The sequence below is a fragment of the Streptomyces diversicolor genome, assembly GCF_057537855.1.
This window is the reverse complement of the sequence record NZ_BAAJXA010000080.1, coordinates 1-21,178: the sequence shown is the minus strand read 5'-3', so window position 1 is coordinate 21,178 and position 21,178 is coordinate 1. Positions and strand designations below refer to the sequence as shown.

Here is a 21,178-nt window from a genome sequence, read left to right as displayed (position 1 = left end):
CAGCGGAACCGCGGGGCCCTCCGTGGGGGCGTCACCAGCGGGGATCTCCCGGCGGTTCTTGTCGGTGTCGGCCACGAGGGGCAGCACCGCGTCCCAGTCGGCCAGGCGCCCGGCCGGCGTGCGCTCGGCACGAGCCCGCAGGGTCCGGTCGGTCTGCAGGCTGAATGCCTTGGGCAGCACCGTGGTGGCCTGGCGGCAGGAGGTTTCCTTGACCGCGTCGGTCAGGGCCTGGCGCCACTCGGGGATCGTCATGTCGAACTCGACACGGCGGTGGCTGCTCCGGCAGCGGAGTGCGGCGTCGACGCCGGCCTGGCCGGTGTGGTGCGGGACCAGTTTCTGAACCTTGCTGTACATGCCGGTGATGGGCACCAAGGTCTCGCAGTCCGGGCAGACCAGGACGGCCTTGAGCGGGTCACGCAGGTCGATGTGCGAGGGCAGGAGCTTGGAGAGCTTGATGGCGGGGAGGGTGCTGGCCCGCTTCCGGCGGGTCCGGGGGCGTTCCTTGGCGGTGGGCATCGCGGCGGTGATGGCCATGGAGGATCTCCTCAGGTGCGAAGGGGATGGGGTGCGTCGCGGTGCTCTCTCCGCCCGCCAGGCAGCACGGGAAGGTCCCGGCGTCCTGACGGACGGACAGCGCATAGCGCTGCGACGTGCAATAGAGAGTCGAGAACCCGGGGATTTGCTCTTGCCATCAACCCGGCCCCCTCTTGCGAGGTGGACGACTTCCTACGGTCTTACGGCCGGTGACGCGCCCAAAAGTGCAGGTACAGCACCGGCTACGCCCCGCATCCGGCTACTCACCGCTTGCTGGCGCTCTTCGATTAGAACCCTGCTATCCCCCCTCGGTCAACCTGTCTAGCTAACTTGTTTTCTACACCCGCTCTGACCTGCTAGTTTCTGGGTGGCATTAAACGACTGCGAGTCTCGGCTTTCGAGAAACAACTAGACATGCGATGCTGTGCGCACCGGGCAGCGAGATCCGCTGGCCGCACGATGCGCACGGGAGGGGGAGCAGTGGCCACCAAGCAGAAGGAACCCGGGAAGGTCGAACGGATCGCATCCGAGATCCGGGACAAGATCGAGCGAGGCGCACTCGCACCTGGGTCGCGCCTGCCTGGTGTGCCTCAGCTCCAGAAGGAACACGGCATCGCTTACCAGACGGCCCGCGACATCTACGGCCTGCTCGAGGACGAGGGCCTTGTGTTCTCGCGCCGCGGCAAGGGGACGTTCGTTTCCCTGGTGATCGGAAAAATCATCTCTGATCGCACCACCCGCTACCTGGCCGTACTTCGTGAGGCCGGCGGCGCCGCCGGGGCCTACGAGGCGGAGATGAGGGCGAGGGGACTCGATCCCAAGAACACCGTCGTCATCGACCGTGATGTGCCGCCCAAGAAGGTGGCGGAGATCTTCGAGATGCACCACCGCGCCAAGACCCTGAAGCGTCAGCGGATCATGTCCGCGGGTCTGCCTGGCAACGACGAAGCGATCGAAGTTGTCCAGGTGGCCACGAGCTGGTTCCCTCCGGACGTCGTCGACGCAGTCCCTGTGCTTGCCGAGATGGAGACAGGAGTCGGAGGCAGCAAATCGCGTATGGCGGAGGCCGGTTTCAAGCAGGTACGCCTTCGCGAAGAAGTCGAGGTCAGATCCCCGACTGCTGACGAAGCTGCGGCGCTCGGCATTCCGGTTGAACAGGCTGTCCTGGAGATCACGCACAAGGGGATCACCGTTGAAGGCCGCGTTGTGGAGGTCTGCATCCACGTGCTGCCGCGAGCTAAGTGGCGACTCGCATACGAGTGGCCCATCGACTCCCCGGAACCCGGGTGACACGTAGGAAGTTCCGCCCTGCTCCGGCAAGAGCCGGAGCAGACCCAATACCCATTGACTACAACAGCTAGGAGCTTGCACCACATGGCTAGCAACCGCATCGACGAGACCGGCACGATCCTGCGCGACGCCAGCACCCGGTACACCACGGCCCGGCGTGAGGAGAACGGCGCGCACGGTGCGTTCGACGCTGAGCTGCAGCGTGCCGGTCGGACGCCGACTTCCGAGGTCTCCGTCAGCCGCGTGGCCGCCCCGGCCGACGTTGCCGAGCTGCTGGGCACCGACGGCGAGGTTGTCGTCCGCGCCCGAGCGATGTCCGACGGCGACCGCCTGGTCCAACTCGCCACCACGTACATCCCCGTCGACGTCGCCGAGGCCGCTGGCATCGAGCAGGTCGACACCGGCGTGGGCGGCATCATCAGCCGTATGAAGGAGGCCGGCTTCGACCAGGGCGATGCCGCCACCGAGGACATCGCGCTCCGGCCGGCCACCGCAGACGAGGCGGCTCGCCTCGGTCTGCCGGAAGGCTCGGACGTTCTGACCATCAACCACATCGGCCGCACGGCCGACGGACGGGTCGTCGAGGTGACCCAGCACGTTCTGGCTAAGGGCTGGACGCTTCGGTTCTCCGTGCCGCTGGCCTAATTCCGCACGGCACATGTCGGTGCCCTGCCCATGGCAGGGCACCGACCAGCACCCTTCTTCTGAACCCCTGGAGACTAAGCCCCTCATGAACGCCGGAAAGCGCCTGACCAGTGACGAGCTGGTGGAAGAGCTCCGCAGCGCGCTCGATGCTGAGAACGGCTGGCTTCCGGCCCTCGTAAGCCCCGAAGGTCCCGTCGGCATCTCCAAGGAAGCAGCACTGGACGTAGTGGTCGGGCGACTGCAGGAGTTCGCGGAGGCACCCACACTGCCCGAAGCCGTCGCCCGCCAGCTCAGGAACGCGGCCGACGCCGCCGACGCCGCCCTCGTCACCGAAGGCAGTGCGCAGTACGGAGCTTTGGGAGCCGCGTACGCATACATCGTCCAGGCGAAGTGTGCGGCAAGCGAATGAGCTGGTCCTGATGAACATGACATCGGCGGTGTGCCTCCCACGGGGATGTGGATCAATCCGTGTGATCAGCAGCCACCGTGCTCCTGTCGAAGGCCAGCGCAAAGTGACGATGGCCGGTGACATTCCGAATGTCACCACCACTTGTCACCTCCGCGCGATCAAGCGGCCGTGCCATGCTCGGCCGCAGAAGGGCCGGCTTCCGCTCCGCGGGCATCACCCTGTCGGGGCGCAGGCTGCGCCGCAGGACCGTACGGCGAAGGGGATCGGCGATGGCTGACGAGCGTCCTGACTGGGCACGCCGGATGGTTGAGGAGCGGGCTGCGCGGGAGTGGTCGCAGGCTGACGCTGTACGTGCGCTGATGGTTCGGCTTCCCGAGGACCACGATGTCAGCGAGCAGGATCTCCTTCGTCAGTGGAAGCGCTGGGAACGGGGCGACGCGCAGCCCACGAAGTACCGGTCGGCCATCGCCAGCACGTTCGGAACGACGACGGGCGCGTTCTTCCCCGAGCGAAGCCGTCGCGACGGGCGAGCCGAAATCTTGCAGGTCAGCGGCATGGACACCGTGGACATCATCGCGCGGCTACGTGCGTCGGACGTCGACGTCGCGACGCTGGACGCGCTGCGGATCACGGCGGACCGGCTGTGCTGCGAGTACGCGTACATGCCCGCCGACCAACTGCTCGTTGAGGGGAAGGCGTGGCTGGCCCGGGTCGTCGGCCTTCAGCACCAGCGCGTCAGCCTGGCGCAGCATCGCGAGATCGTCGCACTGGCCGGGAAGCTGGCGCTCCTGGTGGGCTGTGTCGAGTACGACTCCGGGCGCCCGCGTGACGCGGAGGCGACCCGGCAGGCGGCGCTGATGCTCGGTCAGGAATCCGGAGAGCTGAGCGTGCAGGGATGGGCGCACGAGATGCGCGCCTGGTTCTCCCTGACTCGGGGCGACTATCGCGGCGTCATCGCGGCCGCGGAGGCCGGGATCGCCGTGGCGCCGAACGAGAGCGTGGCCGCGCAGCTGTACGCGCAGCAGGCGAAGGCGTGGGCTCGGCTGGGCGACCGATCGCAGACCGAGGTGGCCCTGGACAAGGGGCGGCAGCTTCTGGAGCGTCTCCCGTACCCGGAGAACATTGAGGACCACTTCGTCGTCGACCCGGGCAAATATGACTTCTACCGGATGGACGCGCTGCGCAGGGTGGGGGAGAACCGCCTCGCGGAGCAGCTGGCGAACCAGGTGCTCCGGGCCGGGACCGACTTCGACGGTACGGAGCGCTCGCCCATGCGGAACGCGGAGGCCCGGGTCACCCTCGGGGTGGTCGCGGCCCGCGAGGGCGATCTCCAGACCGCGCTCGCGTACGGGGAGAAGGCTCTCGCTGGCGACCGGAAGTCGCTTCCCAGCCTCGCGATGGTTGCCGCCGACCTCGGGCAGGCCCTCCAGGCGCACTACGGACACGCTTCCGAGGCGCAGGAGTTCGTCACCCACCTCCGCGAACTGCGGGGTGGCCAATGACTCTCCCTCACAACGGACACGAGCACCGCGTAGCGCCCGGCCCTCTCCATCGGAGATCAAATGGTGTATGTTTCAGAGATCTATCGATCTTGAGAGGCTGCGCTATGTCCGACCCGGACCGCTTGAAGCAGGTCGATGCCCTGCTGGACGGCCTGGACGATGTCCTCCCGCCGCCGCGCGTGCGTGCGCAACTGCGCCTCGCCGCGAACCTCACGCAGCAGGACGTCGCGGATGCGGTGGGCGTGAAGCGCCTTGCCGTGGTGCGTTGGGAGTTGGGCAAGAGTCACCCCCGGCGCCCGCAGCGTGACGCCTACATCCACCTTCTCAAGCGCCTCGCAGAACGCTTCCCCGCAGCCGCTGAGGCGAATGCGGGCATGCCGACGCCGGCCTCTGAATCCAGGGGGTCGGGATGACCTAGTGGCCATCGGCCGCGCGCGCCAAGAAGCGGAATAACCACCCGCTGGCCTCGCGCGGCCCGTCTACCGACCGGAATAACCACCCGCGTCGGCCGCTCAAGTCCGGATTCCAGCCGGTCCTGAGCTGCGGCTCATCAAGCCGCTCGTTTTCCCTCGGCCCCTCATCAGGGCCATGTGCACCACCGGCCACTAACCGGGCCACCACAGCCAGATCAGTACCGCCCCGCATAACCCGCGGTGCCCCCACCACAGGGGCCACGCGGTTCAGCAGGACCGGGAGGGACGGAGAAATCTCCCCCCGCCCGATCGGTGTCCGCCCTCTTCTCGCGAAGGGGGCGGCCCCTGACACATCCGCACACCTGGAGGTCGGTCCAGCCCCGAGGGGCTCTGGTCGGTCCAGCTATATGGAGAGCAGGTCGTTTCTCATAGTGCCCGAAGTGGTGTCCCCCTGTCAGCTCGACCGTGCCCGATTCACACCGGTTCGAGCCCCCCGCCTTTCCCGCGTGACGGGATTCGCACACCCTGTTTGCCCTGTTCACGGCATTAATCACGAAGATTCTTGGGGTCGGAGTGTCACACGCACCCCGGTCCGCGACACCAATACCAAGAGGGGGGCCCATGTCCTCCTGGTGGCGCCGGCCGCCGCGGTGTTCCGGAGCTCCGTCCCGCGGGGCGGGACGCGATCCGAAGTTGTTGCCCGCCGGGCGGGAGGGAGCAGGGGTTTCGCCGCTGCTCGGAATCTGTCCACAGGCGACCTGCGCAAGGCTGCCGAGATGATCTCTTTCTCGTCCGTGCGAGTGGGCCGATGAGCGCGGTCGCGGTGTCGGCCGCTGCCGTGGAGGAGTCCGTGCCGGTTCGGCGGCAGCGGGTTCGGGTGCCGATGCGTCTGGTGTCCTCGCCGCAGTACCAGGACGTGGCGCTGTCGGTGTACGTGAAGGTGAAGGCGCTGGGGCTGCGGCCGGAAGGGTGTCAGGCGAAGTCGTCGACGATCGCCTCGTATCTGGGGCTGTCGACGGCGTCGGTGGAGCGGGGAATGACGCAGCTGTGCCGTCCGGGCCTGGACGGTGTGGTGGAGCTGTTCTCGGATCGTCGGACGCTGCCGGGCGGTACGGGTACGTCGGCGGTGCGGACGGTGCGGGCGATGACGCGTACGGAGGCGTTCGTGTGGCTGCCGGTGGCGGCCTCGGAGGACCTCACGCCCCGGCAGCTGCGCGCGTTCGCGTTGATCGCCTTCGCGCAGGCTCGGGGGATCGCGTTGACGGAGGCGGAGCTGGCGGCCGGCCTGCTCCACCACTCGGGCAAGAAGGCGGGTCAGCCGATCTCGGTGACGGCGGCTTCGGCGGTCGTGGACGCGGTGGAGGCGGCGCGCTGGGTGACGGTGCAGCGGCGTGTGGGGGCGCAGGGGCGTCACCGGTACATCGCGCACGACATCGCTCCCGAGGCCCGTCCGGATGGTTGCTGCGCGGCGGTCGCCGGGGCTGCTGAGGCGGTTGTGACCAGTGGTTCTGAGGAGTCGGTCAGTTCCCAAGTTGGTGAGGGGTCGGGTTCGCCGGTTGGTGAGGGATCCCTCGCGAATGAGGAATCACCTAGGACTGACTCACCGGATGACGAGTGCGCGTTCTTCTCATCCGCCGTAGGCGAGGTACCGGTAGTTGAGGGCGCTGGGGCTGTGGAAAACCCGGCTGGCGCTGCTGCGCGTACGGAAGCCGGCGGTGGTCTCGCGCTTCGCGCGGGTGGAAACAGCCAGCCCTCCCCCTCGATGCCGGAAACGGAAAAGCGCAGCAGCAGGGGCGGGGGGTCTGGGCGGTCGTCGTACGACGGACCGCAGTTGGCCATGAGCCCGCACATCTACGCCGTGCTGGAGCCGGTGCACCTGCTGCTGGAGCGGGTGACCAGCGACTTCGTCGCCCGGCAGATCGCTCGTGAGGTGGGCCGCCAGCTGCGCGAGGGCACCGACGCCGAACGCCTGCACCACCGGCTGACCGCCCGGTTCGCCAAGGTGATGGTCTCGGAGATCCGTGACCCGGGCCGGTGGCTGCTGGGTGTGGCTCTGCCGCGCTGGGGCTGCGGCTACCAGGACTGCGAGGCCGGCGTGCTGTGGTCGACCGGCAAGGACTGCGAGGTGTGTGCCGAGATCGTCCAGGACAAGGCCGCCGCCCGGCGTCGTGCCCAGCGCATCGAGCAGGGCCTGTGTCCCGAGCACGGCACCCGTCCCGGACCGGGCGGCCGCTGCGTCGACTGCGTGCTGGACGACGCAATCCGCAACCCGGCGTCGGTCCCGGCGCAGCGCGAGCCGGAGGGTCCGCCGCGCGGCTCCTGCGGGGACTGCGGCGCCCGCATCGTCGTGATCGGCCGCGCCCTCGAGGACGGCCTGTGCAAGCTCTGCCGGGAGGAGGCCGCCGTACTGGGCGCCGCCGTCGTGCCCGCGCAGACCGCACCGGCCGGACAGGAGGCCTGCTCGGGCCGCGACGGAGACGTGCCCTGCGGGCGGAAGCCCCTGCCGTCGCGCAGCGTCTGCGGTGTCCACCGCGTCCAGGAGCTCGCTGGAGAGGTCGCGTGATGACCGAGACTCCGCAGCTCAGTGGCGTCGACCTGGCCCGCGTCGCACTGCGCGCTGCCAAGGTGGCGGCGCAGAAGAACGGCGGTCGCACGGCGACGTCGAAGGCGAAGCCACGCACGACCTCGGTGGTCCGGCGTGGCGGGCGCGAGCCGATGGGGCTCGGTGCCGCGATCGGCGCGCTGGTGACCGAGCGGGCCTGGGAGCTCCCGGCCGCCGGCGCGGCGCTGCGGGAACGCTGGGCGGCCATCGCCCCCGAGCTCGCCGGGCACGTCGTGGCCGTCGGGTACGACGCCGACTCCGGCCGGCTCACCGTGTGCCCGGAGTCGTCGGCCTGGGCGACGAAGCTGCGCCTGGATCAGACCCGTCTCATCGCGGCCGCCAACGAGTCGGCCGGCCGCACCGTGGTGCGCGCCCTGCGGATCCTCGCGCCCGGCTCGGTGTCCGCGGCCGACCTGGAGGACGCCGCCGTGCAGTCCGCGGCCGCGCCGCCGGAGCCGGTGAAGACCAGGGAGACCGCGTGCGAGGGCTACCGTCGCGCGCTCGCCGCGCACCAGGAGGCCCGCCCGGCGAGCACCGTCGACCCGGCGATCGCTGAGGCAGCCGAGCGGCAGGGCCGCGCGATGAGGGCGCTGAGCCTGCGCGCCTTCCCCGAGGTTGAGGCCGACGACCAGCCGTCCCCGATCGAAGCCGCCCGGGCTCAGCGACGCCAGCAGGCTGCCGCCACGCACCTCCTGGCGCTGCGCCGGGCCCGCCAGGAGAAGGCGAACCGCGACGGAGCTCCGTCAGCGCCGGCTGCACCGGCCACGCCGCGCACGGCCTGACCTCATCCCGAAAATGAGCGATCCAATGCGCGAATCAGTAAGTGATCCAATGCGCGATTGGTGTAGGGTGTCTAGTGGAGGTGAGCTCTGTGCCCACTGAGAACGAGCTGCTCAGCGCTGTCGATGCGCTGCTGAACCAGGTCGACCAGAACGACCTGCCGCCGCCCGCCGAACGTCGGCGTCTGCGCGAGGCCGCCGATCTGACCCAGACCGACATCGCGAAGGCGCTCGGCACCCGCCGGGAAGCGGTGGCGAGCTGGGAGGCAGGCAAGAACGAACCGCGGCCGCCGCAGCGCACCGCGTACGCCCGGCTGCTCGAAGGCCTCGCCGCGCGCTTCCCCGCCCCCGCCACCGAGGCGGTCCCCGAGCCGGAGGTGCCGGATACGTTCACCGCCGCACCCGCCCCGGCGGCTGAGGCTCCGTCGGCGCCGGCCGCCGCGAAGCCGCCCGCCCGTGCGGCGGCGAGCACCACCAGGCCGTCGTCGACGTCGCGGCGCCCGGCCGCGAAGAAGGCGGTGAAGAAGGACGCCGCCCCGTCGGCGGCCGCGGTCGACCCGCGTTTCGAGAACGGCCCGCTCGCCGTGGTCGACTTCGAGGACGGGCAGGTGTCGGCGTACTGCGTCGGCGGCCTGGTCCTGGACGTGCCCGCCAAGTCGCTGCCCGCGCTGGTCGACTGGACCATCACCGAGGCGAAGCTCGGTCAGCCCCGGCTGCACCGCAACGGCCGCGACGCCGACCCGATCCTGGTCCTCACCCCCGCCGCTCTGGAGCGCTACGGCCTGCCCGCCGCGCTGTCGGATGAAGAGCGGCGCGCGGGCCGGCTCAAGGACAGCCACAAGGTCGTCAAGCAGATCCAGCGCGCCGGACTCCAGCTCACCCAGCGCGGGCTGGGGCCGTGGGCGCGTGTCTTCCGCGACCCGGAGGGCTCCCGCCGGCGCTGCGTCCAGCTGTGCGTCCCGTCCTGGAACGCGCTGGACGCGCGGGAGTGGGACAAGAAGGACGACCCGCAGCTGCCGGGCATGCACCCGGCCGACCTCGCCCGGTATCTCGGCACGTACGCGCAGCGGGTGATGACGCCGCGCGGCACCACGTCGACGACCGGCCTGGAGCTGATGAGTGCGCTGCGGCCGCCGACCCGCGCGGAGAAGGACGAGGCCACCGGCGCCTTCAAGCCCGCGAAGAACGCGGACGCGCTCACGGCGGTGTACGAGCACGTGGCGTGCGAGGTCCCGGACGAGCATCCGCTCCTGAAGGGGAAGTTCGAGCGCCACCACCTGCGGACCCCGGCAGAGATGCTGATGGAGGAGCCGTACGACTGGTGCCGGGCGCTGACCGATGACGAGTGCATGCTGCCGTACCTGGTCGCGATCGACGTCAACATGGCGTTCGCGGCGGCCACCAACGGCCTCACCGTCGGCCTGGGCGCTCCCACTCGCCTCGAGCGCCCGGCGTTCGACCCGAAGGTGCCCGGCTCGTGGCTGGTCGACCTCTCCCACGTCGACCTGTCCCGCGTGCAGATTGACGGGCGCACCCTGGACGGCGACCTGTTGCCCTCGCCGTTCACGCCGAAGGGCGATCGCCCGACCGGCCCGGCCTGGTACGCCACCCCCACCGTCGCCTACGCGCAGGAGCTCGGGTTCGAGGTCGCGCCGATCGAGGCGTGGGTGCGTCTGGAGTCCGGCCGCTACCTGGATCCCTGGTACAACCGGCTGCGCGACGCGTACGTGGCCACGATGGCCGACCTCGGTGTCACGACCAAGATGGGCGGCCAGGAGTTCCTGGACGCGATGGCGGTGCACAAGCAGGTCGACCCGACGATGGCGCTGCTGCTGAACGCGATCAAGTCGACGGCGAAGGGCGGCATCGGCAAGCTGCGGCAGCGCAGCCGGGGAGCGGTGCCGTACTACGAGGAATGGCCGGCGCTGAAGCGGGAGACGTGGCGCCCCGACATCCGGGCCGCCGTGCTGGCCACCGTCCGGATCGGGATGCACCGCAAGATCCTCAAGACTGCCGCGGCGACCGGCCGCTACCCGGTAGCGATCGGCACGGACTGCATCGTCTACCCCTCCTCCGGGCCGTCCCCGCTGGACGTCCTGCCGTACACGGACGAGGGCAAGCCGGTGCCGGGCACGTTCCGGCTCGGTGTCTCGCCGGGGATGGTCAAGCACCAGGGCACCCAGACCGTGCTGTGGGCGGAAGCCCAGTTCGAAGAGGCGGGCGCCGTGTTCAACCTCGCCAACCTCATCAAGACCGACCAGAGCGCCGGAGAAGGGGAGTAGCCGACGATGGCCGACTCGATCGGGGACAGCCTGGACGCCGCGCTGGAGGGGGCGTTCACCCGCCGCATCCCGCAGAGCGCCCAGGCGCAGATGAAGTACCTGGTCAAGCAGCTCAAGGGCACCAAGGCGGCCGCGGACGCCCTCGGGGTGTCCCAGCGCACCGTGGAGCGGTACGTCGCGGGCAAGTTCAAGCGGCCCCGCCGCGACCTGCGCGACCGCATAGAGCGTGAGGTCAAGCGGCGGTGGCAGCCGCAGATCCGCGCGAAGGCCAAGAAGCGGGCCGCGTCCACGGGCGGCCTGGTCGTCCGCACCCGCGCGCGGTTCGGGTTCACCGCCGCGCCGGGCACGACCGACGACGCCCGGATCCGCGACATCACCCAGGCCCTGCCGCCGCGCTGGGCGGACCGGTTGTTCGAGGCCCGCGACGGTGGCGCCAACGAGCAGCAGCTCCAGCGCATTGCAGCCGAGGGCCTGGCGGAGATGTACTTCCGCGCGAACAACACCCGGGCCGGAGGCCTGGGCGTGGAGTTCACCGACGTGGAGGACATCGACATCCAGCTCTGACACACGCGAGCGCCCTGTCCCTGGCATTGCAGCTGCCAGGGACAGGGCGCTTTCGCATCCTACGAGGACGCCCGGGCTGCGCGGCGCCGCGCCCACCAGGACAGGCGCGGTGCGGTGGCCGCGCGGACGGCCTGGCCGAACGCCTCCAGGGCCGCCTCGAGGCGCTCGGTGTTCTCAATGTCCGTGCAGGCGTTGAGCAGTTGCTCGGTGGTGGCGGCGACGTCCGCGTCGGGGTAGCGCATCAGCGGGGCAGCTGCTGCGGCGGCCCGGGCAAGCGGCTCCCGTACGGCGGCCACGTTCTGCTTGGTCGCCCGCCGGTCCCAGCTCAGCAGTTCCGCCGCCTGCCCGAGCCCCACCAGGCCGCTCAAGTTGTCCGTGCCGCCGGCGATCCGGGCCCGGGCAGCACCCCCGGCGAAGGCGAGTACGGCCAGCAGGAACGACCGCGCCCGTTCAGCCGGGCCTTCCCACAGCTGGCGGTTGGCGGCGGCCGCGCCCTGCAGTTCCGCCACCGCCACCGTCAGCGCGTCGGCCTGCACGCGCAGGGCACCAATCTCGGCCTGCTGCTCCTGGCGGTTGCGGGAGCGGTTGGTCAGCCACGCCGCCAGGACGGCGATGAACGCCCCCGATACGAGCGTGCTGACCAACTCGATCAACTTGTCCATCCCCGCAGGCTGATGGTGCGCCTGCCCCCGCGTGCGGCTCGTTGCGTATCTGACGCACAACCCGTACGCAGCTGTTGCCCCTGGTCACCGCGCCAGAACAGCCGTGAGGCCCCGCACCGCGCTGCTGCGCCGGCGGGGCCTCACACGCGTATCCGCGGGGGGTCGGATGTTCATGCACGCGCTGCCGTGCCCAACGCGGCGCACCGCTGTACGTCACGGGCTGCCGGGGTCGTCCTGCTCCCCGTCGGCCATCTTCTGCTTGACCTTCTTGATGTCCTCGTAGGTGGCGGCGTTCACGATCGCCAGACGGTTCACTGCCGCCTGTACGTCGTCACGCTGCATCGGGCCGACCGCGAACTCCAGCAGGAGCGCCACCGTCATGTGGTGCTTCCACATGCGCAGTTCGGCCTCGTCCACCAGTGCCGGGTCGCTGAACATGGCCAGGTCGACGTAGCGGTTCCGCGCCCGCATCTGCCGCTTCCGGCGCAGCCAGCCCGCGTCCGGCCCGGCCAGCTGCCGAACCGTGCGCAGCTCGGTCACCATCGCCTGGATCTGCTTCTCCTGCTCGGGTGTCCATCCCGGCTCCGGCGTGCCCGGGAGCGCCTGGAGCGCCTCCTGGACGGCCTGTTGCGCGGCCCCGGCTCCGTCGTCTGCGTCGTCGTCCGGCAGCAGCTCTGCGGCCTTCCTGAGCGATTCCCCTGCCGCGTCTTCGTCGAATTCGGACACGCTCTCCCCTTCTCTCCGGACGCGCAGGATGCCCGTCGGCCGCCGCCTGGTGCAATCGGCGCCCGCCCGTTCCGGCCTGCGGCAGGCGGTCAGCGTCCGGAGTCGAAGCCGTGGTCGAAGCCCCGCAGCACGGGGTCCAGTTCGGCGGCCGCACCGCACAGCGAGCACAGCCTCACGCCCGCCTTCTCGGCAGCGTCCAGGGCGCGCTCCAGCTCGAGCACCGGTGCGCCTTCCGGGGCCTCGTCACAGTCCGGGGCGTGCAGGACGCCGCGGTCGGGCCCGGGGGCGTCCAGCTTCTGCAGCACCCAGCCCGTCGGCCGGCGCGGCCCGAGGACCTCCCGCACCGACCGCGACGGCGGCGCCTTCAGATACGTCGTGGGCACGTCGTCGTACGAGGCTCCCGCAACGCGCTTGACGTGGGCGGGGGCCTGCACCCACACCGTGTACCAGGCTGCCTCTACGGTCCCCTCAGCGGTGTTCTGCCAGGCCGGGACCGAGACGCGGAACAGCCAGCCCTCGGGCGTCTGCTGGCGCTCGTGGAGGCGTCCTGTGACCTCCTGGCCGTCCGGGAGGACCACCGTGATGGGCGGCGGCTCGGACGGCGTGTCCGCCACTGCTACGCCTCCTGCTCCTGGCGGTCCGCGGCCGCCTCGAGGGCGTGCCTGAGCTTGCTGCGGGCGTCGGGACGCTCGGGGCCGGCCACGTCGTTCCAGAAGGCGTGCGTCAGGATCACGGCGGTGAGGTCGCGTTCCCGCTCCCGCAGCGCGGCAACCTCCTGCTGCTCCTGCTCCGACCAGCCCGGCGAGTCCGGATACGCGCGGGAGGTGGCGAGCCAGTAGCCCTCGGGACGCTGCCAGGCCTCCATTGGCTCCACCGAGTACGGCAGCCGCTCGTACAGGGCCGCGAGGTCGGCCCGCACCTGGTTGAGGTCCCGCTGCGCGGTCAGGAGATCGTCGGGATAGTCGTACGCCACGGCCCAACAGTAGTTCGATCCGACGGCCGCACCGCCGACCGACGGCTCAGGCCTGGTCGGGCGGCGTCTCCTGCCAGTACCAGCCGTGTGCGGCCATGCACTCCTTCGTGAACTCCATCAGCAGGTGCGCGCCCTCCTGGACGCGGCTCACGTCATGACCGCCGTCGTTCGCGAACCACTGGACGAGAAGGCCGGCCGCCGGGCGGTCGACGTCGCCGGTGTCGCAGACCGGGCACAGCTCCAGATGGATAGGACGTCCGTGTTCGTCGTCCTGGGGCGCCACACCGCTCATGATGAGATCGCCCCGGCAGCGTGAACACTGCGGCAGTCGGTCGGACAACCTGAGCAGTTCCATGGCCAGCCCCCTTGCTCTGGACGTGACCCTCCACCCAAGACCCGCTGATCTGCGGGGTCAACCCCTCCGACGTGCAGCGAGAGTTCGTTCAGCCGCTGGCCTCTGTCCACAGGCGACCGGCCCGACGCTGCTCGGCATGGATGATCAGCAGCGCGCAAGGGCGTCGGCCCTGCTCCGGCACAAGCTCTTCGACGGCCTCGGACGCGCCGAACGGGCCCTGTTCACCCGTCCGGCACCGAAATCCGCGCAAGCTCAGATGAAATTCCTCCTCACGCGCGCGAAGGGCTCCACGAAGGCCGTAGCCGAGCGCCTGGGCGTCTCCCGCCGCACGGTGGAGCGCTACCGCTCGGGTGCGATCAGGAAGCCGCAGAAGCGCCTCCAGGAGGCTCTGGTGCAGGAGACCGAGTCACAGTGGCAACCGCAGGTCAGAGCACAGGCGAGGCAGCGCGCGGGCAGTTCTGCCGGGTTCGTCATCTCCTGCCGCGCCTACTTCGGATTCGGCCCCGAGGGAACCTCGGATGCGGGCCGGGTGCGGGACATCATGGTGGCCGTCTCGTCCTCCCACGCCCGCGCCATCCTGGCGGCACAGGAGTCCGGAGCGACGGACAAGGATCTGCATGCACTGGTTGCGGAGGCCATAGCGGACGCCTATTTCCGCCAAGGCGGTGGCGGTCGCGCGGGCGTGGAGGTGCAATTCGCGGACGTGGAGTGGCTCGATATCAGGTTTTAGGCACGCCGAATTCAGGGCTGCTATAAACCTGTCTAAGGCTGCTGCGCCCACCGCGCGGCAGCCGGATTTCCCGTCACCGTTTCCGCAACGATTGGGAGGCTCGTGTGAGCACCCCTGTTCCCCGATCCACCCGGCGTCCCCGCGTACCCGCGCCCGGCGCGGCCGCGCCCCGCCAGCCGGTCGACCGGGCGAAGGTCGGCCGCAGCTGGGTCCGCCGGCGCGCCACCGGCATGACCGCAGCGGAGGCCGCGGCCGCGCTCGAGGACGCCCGTCTGCAGCAGCACATCGACCGCGACCGCGAGGACCTGGCCGACGACGTACGCGGCCCGGCCGAAGTGGCGGAGTGGGAACGCATCGCGCAGCTGCTCGCCACCACCGGCATGACGTACGACCCGAAGGCCGACGCCGTCGTCCAGGACGAGCTCGCCGCCGAAGCCGCAGCAGCGGCCAGAGCCGAGGAAGAACTGCGGGATCTGGAGATGGAGCAGCAGCGGCAGGAGTGGCTGCACTCCAACGGGCTGCCCGAGCGCGCCCACATGCTGGTGGCCCTGGAGAAGGCCGGCCTGCTCGGCAGGACCGAGGGGCGCTGCGGCGCCGAAGGCCCGCTCGTACTGCACGAGCCCGAGGACCGCCACGCCCTCGACTACCTGAACGAGTACGGCGAGTTCTACGACATGTTCCGCATCCTGGAGGGCCACAGCATGGCTCCTCCGAGCGACCTGGACGCGGTCCCCGCGTCGGTGCGGGCGCACAGCGCGCTGCTGCGGGCCATGGCGCGGACCGGAACGCTGGAGGACTTCGACGCGGGTCACGCGGTGCGCCTGGCGCAGGCCGACCCGGACGCCGTGCTCGCGCTCGCCGCCTGGATCGAGGCCCGCGGCCGGAGCAGCCGGTGAGCGCCGCCGACCACGTGATCGCCACGTGGGTGACGTCGACCGGCTGCGGCACCCGGTACGAAGACCTGACGGCCGACGGTGAGGTCCACGTCGACTACCGGCCCCCGCTGGGCGAGCCCTGGTTCGAGGGCGAGGACGATCCCGACTACAACCCGATCTGCTGGTGCCCGCGCGTCCCGAAGCAGTTCTGCACGGAGTGCGCCGGCTGCGCCGCCTGCGGGCAGTGCCGCGGCCCGCACATCTGGCCCCCGGCCCGGATCTGATCACGGAGAGTCGACCTCACAGGTTCCCGGCCCACCTGTGACACAAGCGGGAACCTGTGAGCCCGAATGCCCTATTCACCCTGTTCACCTGTGAGGTCGAACCCTCGTTTTCCCAGGTGGACAGGTTCATGTGAGGTGACCTGTAGCCCTGTGACATGACAGCACCCGGCACCCGTCACGCTCACCGAACGTGACGGGATTTGCTGTCACGCACCTCCAACGCCACTGTCACACTCCCCGGTTGGAGCGTGACAGTGCCCGCGAAAATGCCCGCTAATGTCCGATTCTCGGGGTGTGGATCGGGCCTGCACCCCCTCCAGGGCGGATCCGCGTGACAACGTGACAGCGTGACAGGGCGCCCCCGCCGGACCACCCGCGAGTCACGGTCTGTATCCGCGCCCGCAGGCCTCGCTCACCCCCGCCCGCCGCGTCCCTGACCTGCGCATTCAAGCCAGGAGGGCCCGCTTTGCCGCCAACCGAGGTCAACCCCGGAGCGGTCGTGGTCCTTTCGCGCTACACAAGAACACCGGAGTGAACGTGCGGTGCTCGCAGGGCAGTTGTGGACTTAGGGGAGGTCCGGGCACGTGATCGTGACCATCAACGTGGCGGTGCTGCTCGCCATCATCATCGTGGTGCGGCTGCGCCGCCGGACGCACGCCCGGAGCCGGTTCGACGAGAAGATGACCGTGGTCATCTGCCTCACGTTCGGGGTGCTGATCGCGCCGACCGCGTTCGGGAAGTCGATCCTGGACGTCGTCACCCAGCTCGTGGAAGGCCTGTCGCAGTCCGGCCAATGACCCTGGCCTGACCCGCCCGACGGGACCCAGCAGCGCCGTACGAACCAGGGTCCCTGGGTCCTGGGTCCAGCCGGGGCCGCGGATCTGTGTCATCGGCGCCGGACTGTGTCATCGACCCCCTGTTTTCCCAGGTGGTCGTGACCATCTGTGTCACTGTTCATCTGTGTCATCTGTGTCATCGGGCGGGTTTCGTCCGTACCGCAGACCGGTGCCGCGCCCCGGCGATACCGTGAGAACACACGCCAGATGACGCCCCGGGAGCCCTCGATGAGCCAGGAGCCGGCCGCCGCGCCCGACCGCCAGCCGATCGACGAAGCCGCCGCCGAATCGGTCCGCAAGTACGCGGCCGACCAGCGCGCCAAGGTCGACGTCCTCGCCTCCGTGCTCGAGGACATCGCTGAGAACGGCTACCCCTCGCCGGAGGCCGGCGTGCCGTGGGAGGTCGCCCGCGACGCCCACCTCGCCCGCCTTGCCGACGGGCAGGCCCGTGTCGCCTGAGCACGGCGCGCGGCGCTCCCGGGTCATCCTGGTGGAGCCCGCGCTCACCCAGCTGGCCAAGCTCACCGCCAACGAGACGCACCGCCTGGACCGCGCGATCGTCGCGATCAGCGTCAACCCCGCGCTCGGCACCGAGGTGCCCGGCACCCTGCTGCGCGACTACGTCGACGAGATCGACGGCGTGCGGGTGATCTACTACGTGACGGCCCTGGGGTCGATCACGATCGTCGCGTACGTTGAGGCGTAGGGCCTCCCGAGCACCCTGCAGCAGCGCCCCGGACACCACCCTCGTCCGGGGCGCTGCTGCTTGTGCTGCACCGTGCAGCGCCGGTTGCAGTGGGTCCGCTACTCGGTGTTGCCCGGCCGCTGCCCGGGGGCGGGTGGAGCGCTGCTCGTGATCCTGAGGGCCGTTGACACTTCGGCCCTCAGGCCAGGCGGCACAAGGGCGCTGCACGGGCAGCGGCCGGTTGCTGCACGCAGCAGCGCCGTGCAGCAACCAAACGGCTGTTTGCTGCACGGCGCTGCTGCTCGGGGCTACTCCGTTTCGCCGGTGGCCCACCGCTCCATCGGGCTCGGGGCCTTCTTCACCAGGGTGTCGCGGCGGGACTGCGCGGTGGCCCGGGTGACACCCATGGAGCTCGCCAGCGCCCCGTACGAGCCGCCCTGTGCGGCGTGCTGGCGTACGGCGGCGTCCCGGACGCCCTCCAGCCGGTTCATCAGCCCGTTGGACACCAGGATCGTGTTCGCGAGGTCCTCGGTGCTCGCCCCGCCGGCGCGCAGCTGCGCGAGGCCGTGCAGTACCGAGCCGAGCCGCATGGCCAGCTGCCCGACGTCATCGCCCAGGGCCTGAGCGTCGGCGGTGGAGAGCGGGATCGTGAGGTCGGGGACGGGGTTGGTGTGCTCGGGCTCGGTGGTCATCGGGGGCCTTCCCATGGGGCGGTGTCGGGTGCTGGGCGGGTTCTAGAGCCATTCGAAGGCGCGGCGGACGTCGCCCGCGGCCCCGGCGAGGTTGTCGGCGTGCAGCCGGTCGTCGAAGTCGTACGGGTCGTCGACGGCGGCCATGACGCGCTCGGAGGCGGCGTCGAAGACGCTGGCGAACGCCTCGTGGACACCGGCGGTCTTGAGGGCCTGGACGATGTCGTCGTGGTCCGCGCCGCCGCGCCGGACGGCGTCGGCGAGCAGGTTGAGCGCGGCGGCCGCGGCCGGGGCGAGCACGGCCAGGTCCTCGCCGCCGGAAGTGCCGGCGGTCCGTTCGGCCGACGTCTCGACACTGCTGATCCGGGCGAGGGCCTTCGACTGCTGCTCCATGGGGACTCCGATCTGGTGCGTGGATGCGAGGGGGAGGCTGTGGTGGGGTGGGCCGCCGGAGAGCGATGACATTCCGAGTCGGCGGCCCCGACGGCACGCGGGTGCGGCGCGGTCAGGCGGTCCGGGCGAGGTAGCCGGCGGCGGTGTCGACGAAGGTGTCGTGGGCGACCTTCGCGGCCTCGCGGGCGGCGGTCAGCTCCTGGGCGGTGGCGTACGCGTCGCGCATCGCGTAGGTCAGCGTGACCATGTGATCGGCGGCGGCGCGCACGGCCTGGTCCTCGATGAGGACGCGCAGCGCGACCAGCGGGCGGGTGACCGCGGACCGGGTCATGTGGCTCTCGCCGCGCAGGGCCTCGATCCGCTCGGTGCCGGCCTCCTTGAGGACGGCGTCGCCTCGCATCCACATCGCCCGCCGGTGGTCGCTGATCGCGCAGGCCAGCGTGGTCACGGCCTCCAGCCGGTCGCGGCGGATCGCCTCACCGTGGCTGGCGCGGACACCGCGTTCGGCGGCGCGCTCCTGGAACCGGCCGGAGACGATCGCACCCAGAAGGGTGGCGACGATGGCGAGGGCGGCGGTGACGAGGGTGACTAACACGGCGGGTTCCTCCCGTAGCTGTATGAACTTCAATACACTGTATGGAACTTCATACACCTAGGGAAGAGGGCCGCCCATGATTCTTTTCGCCCCGCTCCCGAGCTGGGCGTTTCCCGCCTGCGGGAACCGTGCGTCCCGATCTGACACTCGCCGCCAGCGCACGAAAGCGGCGCCGCGCACCAGGTTGTCCCTGCGCGCGGGGACCTTTGTCCCTCCTGGCAGGGATCTCTGGTGTCGGCACCGACACCAGACACACGAACGGCGCTGCACCGTGGGGTGCAGCGCCGTGGTGTCGGCCGGGGAACGGGTCAGGCGACGCGCAGCTTCTTGCGCCGTTCGCGGGCGAGCTGCTCGCGGTAGTCCTCCACGGCCTGGTGGTAGCGGGCGACGAAGTGCGGGTCGTCCATCCGGTCCGCGGGGTCCATGGCGTCGATGGCGGCCCGGGCGTCGGCGGGCGTCTCGTAGGCGGCGAGCATCGCGTTGATGCGGTAGACACCGTTGCGCTGCTTCTTCACCAGGCGGGCCAGTATCAGCTCGCGCAGGCCGGAGGTGACGCTGGGGCGGCTCAGTCCGAGCAGGTCGGCGATCTGGCTCTGACCCATCTCCACGCGCCCGCCGGGCTCGCTGCGGGAGCGCAGGGTGAACAGGACGCGGTAGGCCGGCCCCGGCAGGTCCAGGGCCGCGACGACGCCCTCCGCGTTGACCGGCGTGACCAACATGCCCCTGCTCACCGATCGCCCTCCTTCTGCGTCGTCATCGCCTCGAACCGCTCCCGCCGTTCCCGGCGTTGCCGGGCCCTCTCCTGGCGGAACTCCTCGATCGCCTCACGCATGTGCTGCAGCGAGGGGAACCGGACCAGGTCAGGCAGCGCCGCCGCCCGCAGCTCCGCGAGCGCGTCGGCCTGGTCCACCTGAACATACTCGGTGGTCCCGTCGGAGAGCCGGACCAGTTCGGCCGCGACGTAGGAGTACGGCGGGTTGAACTGGTAGACACCCCGCCCGATTTTGATCACGATGCCGTGGCCCATGATCTCGCGCAGCGCCTCGTTCACCTTCTGACGCGGCACGTCCAGGATCTGCGCCATGTCGTCCTGGGTGAGCGGGATCCGCCCGCCGGCCCTCTGCCCGGCGATCAGCAGCAGGATCAGCCGCAGCGGCAGCGCCTCGCGGTAGTACTGGGCGATCACGAGGAAGAACTCCAGCGCCACCATCGCGAAGGCGTTGGGCCGGTCCGGGTCGGAGAAGAACTCCAGCTGCTGACGCTGGCGGCCGATGCTGATCTCCCGGCCGGGATACGCCCGCGCCAGGTCGTCCAGACCATCGATCTTCCGGAGCCGCTCGCTGAAGACCCGCAGCGGATCGTCCGGCGCCAGGCCGGGGTTGGGCGCGGGCCTGGCGGGACGCCGGCGGCGCTGTGACTCGGACACGAGCAGCTCTCCAAAGTTCCAAGATCCCGGGCGTGCAGCAACGTAGCAGAAGGTCAGTAGTTCTGACCTACAGGTCGGCATTACTGACTTCCGGCGCGTCTTGTGTCCCCCCAGGGGTGACACATCTCCTGCACGAACTCCTGCGCGCCGGGCATGTATGGGGGTGTCGCAACGGACTCGACTTCCAGCGCGGAAAGTCAGCACCGCTGACCTTCCGCGCCCCAAGAGGTCGGTATTTCTGACCTTCCGCGCGGAACCACGTCAGGAATACCGACCTTTCACGGGCGATGTGTCTACCCAGGAGGGACATAGCAGGAGCCCTGTGTCACTGCTGAGGAGTCACAAGCACCCCACGGGTAACGCTGTGACCAGCGGAAACACGGACTCTGCCCCTATCTGATGTCGCACGAGAAACCTGCGGACCGGGCACCGTCGCGGCTGAGGCGGCTTCGCGTGCGGCTCCGTCGACCAGCTGCGGGACCGTAGGCGGCACCAGCGGCTCTGAGTCTCGGGTGGTGCCGGCCGTGACGGACAAGCAGCACCAAAGGCGAGGCTGAGGCCGGAACTCGGTTCCGCCGTCCGGCCCTGGGGGCCGATCGACTTCTGTACCTCCGCACGCCGAATTTCAAATTCCCCATATCCGAGGTGCCTTTCTATGGCTAAGGTCAGTCCAGTGCGACGAATTCTCAAGTCCTGTATCTGGTGGCTTTTAGGAGAAACGGCCAGCAGAAATGCAGCAAGGATTTTTACCCGCGCCCGGTGCAGCCTGCTAGTTCCAGAGTCTATCTAGCGCTTCAAAGTGAAGCGGCCCAACGTCCGGACGTGTCACTCGAACGGATCACCCCCTCCTTGCGGCACGCCCGCCATGACCCTCCGTCACCTCTCTCCGTGCTCGCCCGATTCGGCCCGCACCTGTCCCGCCCCCGCGC

General features: G+C 70.1%; 26 protein-coding genes. 15 read left to right on the top strand and 11 right to left on the bottom strand.

Going from position 1 to position 21,178, the window contains the following annotated elements:
• On the bottom strand, positions 1-534 hold a 534-nt coding region (locus AC27LF_RS44280), incomplete at its 3' end, for a hypothetical protein (RefSeq protein ID WP_487227864.1).
• A gap of 480 nt (positions 535-1,014) precedes the next feature.
• Between AC27LF_RS44280 and AC27LF_RS44275 the strand changes: the two genes are divergently transcribed.
• The 9 genes from AC27LF_RS44275 to tpg (AC27LF_RS44235) all read left to right on the top strand — a co-directional run bounded on the left by AC27LF_RS44275 (position 1,015) and on the right by tpg (AC27LF_RS44235) (position 11,020).
• Entirely contained in the window at positions 1,015-1,824 is an 810-nt protein-coding gene (locus AC27LF_RS44275) for a GntR family transcriptional regulator (protein WP_479661390.1), read from the top strand.
• Positions 1,825-1,908: 84 nt separating this feature from the next.
• Positions 1,909-2,469, top strand: a complete 561-nt coding sequence (locus AC27LF_RS44270; RefSeq protein ID WP_479661391.1) for a UTRA domain-containing protein — start codon at positions 1,909-1,911, stop codon at positions 2,467-2,469.
• Positions 2,470-2,554: 85 nt separating this feature from the next.
• Complete coding sequence (locus tag AC27LF_RS44265; protein WP_479661392.1) at positions 2,555-2,878, top strand: hypothetical protein; 324 nt, start codon at positions 2,555-2,557, stop codon at positions 2,876-2,878.
• Between the two features lie 128 nt (positions 2,879-3,006).
• The gene (locus tag AC27LF_RS44260; protein WP_487227863.1) at positions 3,007-4,380 is read left to right on the top strand and encodes an NsdA family TPR-like regulatory protein; all 1,374 of its coding nucleotides are present in this window, start codon (positions 3,007-3,009) and stop codon (positions 4,378-4,380) included.
• Positions 4,381-4,484: 104 nt separating this feature from the next.
• Positions 4,485-4,793 (top strand): helix-turn-helix transcriptional regulator, encoded by a 309-nt coding sequence (locus AC27LF_RS44255; RefSeq protein WP_479661394.1) that lies wholly within the window; start codon positions 4,485-4,487, stop codon positions 4,791-4,793.
• 916 nt (positions 4,794-5,709) lie between these two features.
• On the top strand, positions 5,710-7,356 hold the full coding sequence (locus tag AC27LF_RS44250; RefSeq protein WP_479661395.1) for a hypothetical protein: 1,647 nt from the start codon (positions 5,710-5,712) through the stop codon (positions 7,354-7,356).
• Positions 7,356-8,177 (top strand): DciA family protein, encoded by an 822-nt coding sequence (locus tag AC27LF_RS44245; protein ID WP_479661396.1) that lies wholly within the window; start codon positions 7,356-7,358, stop codon positions 8,175-8,177. The genes AC27LF_RS44250 and AC27LF_RS44245 overlap by 1 nt, the downstream gene beginning before the upstream one ends.
• An 89-nt stretch (positions 8,178-8,266) precedes the next feature.
• Positions 8,267-10,456, top strand: coding sequence for a telomere-associated protein Tap (gene tap, locus AC27LF_RS44240; RefSeq protein WP_479661397.1), 2,190 nt, complete (start codon positions 8,267-8,269; stop codon positions 10,454-10,456).
• 6 nt (positions 10,457-10,462) lie between these two features.
• Positions 10,463-11,020: a telomere-protecting terminal protein Tpg gene (gene tpg / locus AC27LF_RS44235; RefSeq protein WP_383393169.1), complete on the top strand. Its 558-nt coding sequence runs from the start codon at positions 10,463-10,465 to the stop codon at positions 11,018-11,020.
• Positions 11,021-11,079: 59 nt separating this feature from the next.
• Here tpg (AC27LF_RS44235) and AC27LF_RS44230 read toward each other — a convergent pair whose 3' ends face one another.
• From AC27LF_RS44230 to AC27LF_RS44210, 5 genes are all read right to left on the bottom strand, one after another.
• Positions 11,080-11,682, bottom strand: a complete 603-nt coding sequence (locus AC27LF_RS44230) for a hypothetical protein (protein ID WP_479661398.1) — start codon at positions 11,680-11,682, stop codon at positions 11,080-11,082.
• 213 nt (positions 11,683-11,895) lie between these two features.
• Positions 11,896-12,408 carry a hypothetical protein gene (locus AC27LF_RS44225; protein ID WP_479661399.1) on the bottom strand — a complete coding sequence of 171 codons (513 nt, stop codon included), beginning with the start codon at positions 12,406-12,408 and terminating at the stop codon, positions 11,896-11,898.
• An 89-nt stretch (positions 12,409-12,497) separates the two neighbouring features.
• Positions 12,498-13,022: a DUF6233 domain-containing protein gene (locus AC27LF_RS44220; protein ID WP_479661400.1), complete on the bottom strand. Its 525-nt coding sequence runs from the start codon at positions 13,020-13,022 to the stop codon at positions 12,498-12,500.
• Positions 13,023-13,024: 2 nt separating this feature from the next.
• A complete protein-coding gene (locus AC27LF_RS44215) occupies positions 13,025-13,381 on the bottom strand; it encodes a nucleic acid-binding protein (RefSeq protein WP_479661401.1) in 357 nt (118 codons plus the stop codon).
• Between the two features lie 46 nt (positions 13,382-13,427).
• Positions 13,428-13,736 carry a DUF6300 family protein gene (locus AC27LF_RS44210; protein WP_479661402.1) on the bottom strand — a complete coding sequence of 103 codons (309 nt, stop codon included), beginning with the start codon at positions 13,734-13,736 and terminating at the stop codon, positions 13,428-13,430.
• A 136-nt stretch (positions 13,737-13,872) separates the two neighbouring features.
• Here AC27LF_RS44210 and tpg (AC27LF_RS44205) point away from each other — a divergent pair, with 136 nt between their 5' ends.
• The 6 genes from tpg (AC27LF_RS44205) (at position 13,873) to AC27LF_RS44180 (ending at position 17,167) form a co-directional block, all read left to right on the top strand.
• The gene (gene tpg, locus AC27LF_RS44205; RefSeq protein ID WP_479661403.1) at positions 13,873-14,466 is read left to right on the top strand and encodes a telomere-protecting terminal protein Tpg; all 594 of its coding nucleotides are present in this window, start codon (positions 13,873-13,875) and stop codon (positions 14,464-14,466) included.
• A 104-nt stretch (positions 14,467-14,570) separates the two neighbouring features.
• Positions 14,571-15,362, top strand: a complete 792-nt coding sequence (locus AC27LF_RS44200; protein WP_479661404.1) for a hypothetical protein — start codon at positions 14,571-14,573, stop codon at positions 15,360-15,362.
• On the top strand, positions 15,359-15,625 hold the full coding sequence (locus tag AC27LF_RS44195) for a hypothetical protein (RefSeq protein WP_383393191.1): 267 nt from the start codon (positions 15,359-15,361) through the stop codon (positions 15,623-15,625). Before AC27LF_RS44200 ends, AC27LF_RS44195 begins: the two co-directional genes overlap by 4 nt.
• Before the next feature lie 584 nt (positions 15,626-16,209).
• Positions 16,210-16,422, top strand: a complete 213-nt coding sequence (locus tag AC27LF_RS44190; RefSeq protein ID WP_078948051.1) for a hypothetical protein — start codon at positions 16,210-16,212, stop codon at positions 16,420-16,422.
• A gap of 267 nt (positions 16,423-16,689) precedes the next feature.
• On the top strand, positions 16,690-16,920 hold the full coding sequence (locus tag AC27LF_RS44185) for a hypothetical protein (RefSeq protein WP_391318287.1): 231 nt from the start codon (positions 16,690-16,692) through the stop codon (positions 16,918-16,920).
• Positions 16,910-17,167, top strand: a complete 258-nt coding sequence (locus AC27LF_RS44180) for a hypothetical protein (RefSeq protein WP_037680663.1) — start codon at positions 16,910-16,912, stop codon at positions 17,165-17,167. Before AC27LF_RS44185 ends, AC27LF_RS44180 begins: the two co-directional genes overlap by 11 nt.
• Positions 17,168-17,454: 287 nt before the next feature.
• Here AC27LF_RS44180 and AC27LF_RS44175 read toward each other — a convergent pair whose 3' ends face one another.
• The 5 genes from AC27LF_RS44175 to AC27LF_RS44155 all read right to left on the bottom strand — a co-directional run bounded on the left by AC27LF_RS44175 (position 17,455) and on the right by AC27LF_RS44155 (position 20,249).
• Positions 17,455-17,838: a hypothetical protein gene (locus AC27LF_RS44175; protein ID WP_479661405.1), complete on the bottom strand. Its 384-nt coding sequence runs from the start codon at positions 17,836-17,838 to the stop codon at positions 17,455-17,457.
• Between the two features lie 42 nt (positions 17,839-17,880).
• Positions 17,881-18,228 (bottom strand): hypothetical protein, encoded by a 348-nt coding sequence (locus AC27LF_RS44170; RefSeq protein ID WP_479661406.1) that lies wholly within the window; start codon positions 18,226-18,228, stop codon positions 17,881-17,883.
• 112 nt (positions 18,229-18,340) lie between these two features.
• The gene (locus tag AC27LF_RS44165; RefSeq protein WP_479661407.1) at positions 18,341-18,823 is read right to left on the bottom strand and encodes a hypothetical protein; all 483 of its coding nucleotides are present in this window, start codon (positions 18,821-18,823) and stop codon (positions 18,341-18,343) included.
• A gap of 308 nt (positions 18,824-19,131) precedes the next feature.
• Positions 19,132-19,554: a MarR family transcriptional regulator gene (locus AC27LF_RS44160; protein ID WP_479661408.1), complete on the bottom strand. Its 423-nt coding sequence runs from the start codon at positions 19,552-19,554 to the stop codon at positions 19,132-19,134.
• Positions 19,551-20,249, bottom strand: a complete 699-nt coding sequence (locus AC27LF_RS44155; protein WP_479661409.1) for a hypothetical protein — start codon at positions 20,247-20,249, stop codon at positions 19,551-19,553. The genes AC27LF_RS44160 and AC27LF_RS44155 overlap by 4 nt, the downstream gene beginning before the upstream one ends.
• Positions 20,250-21,178: the final 929 nt, after the last annotated feature.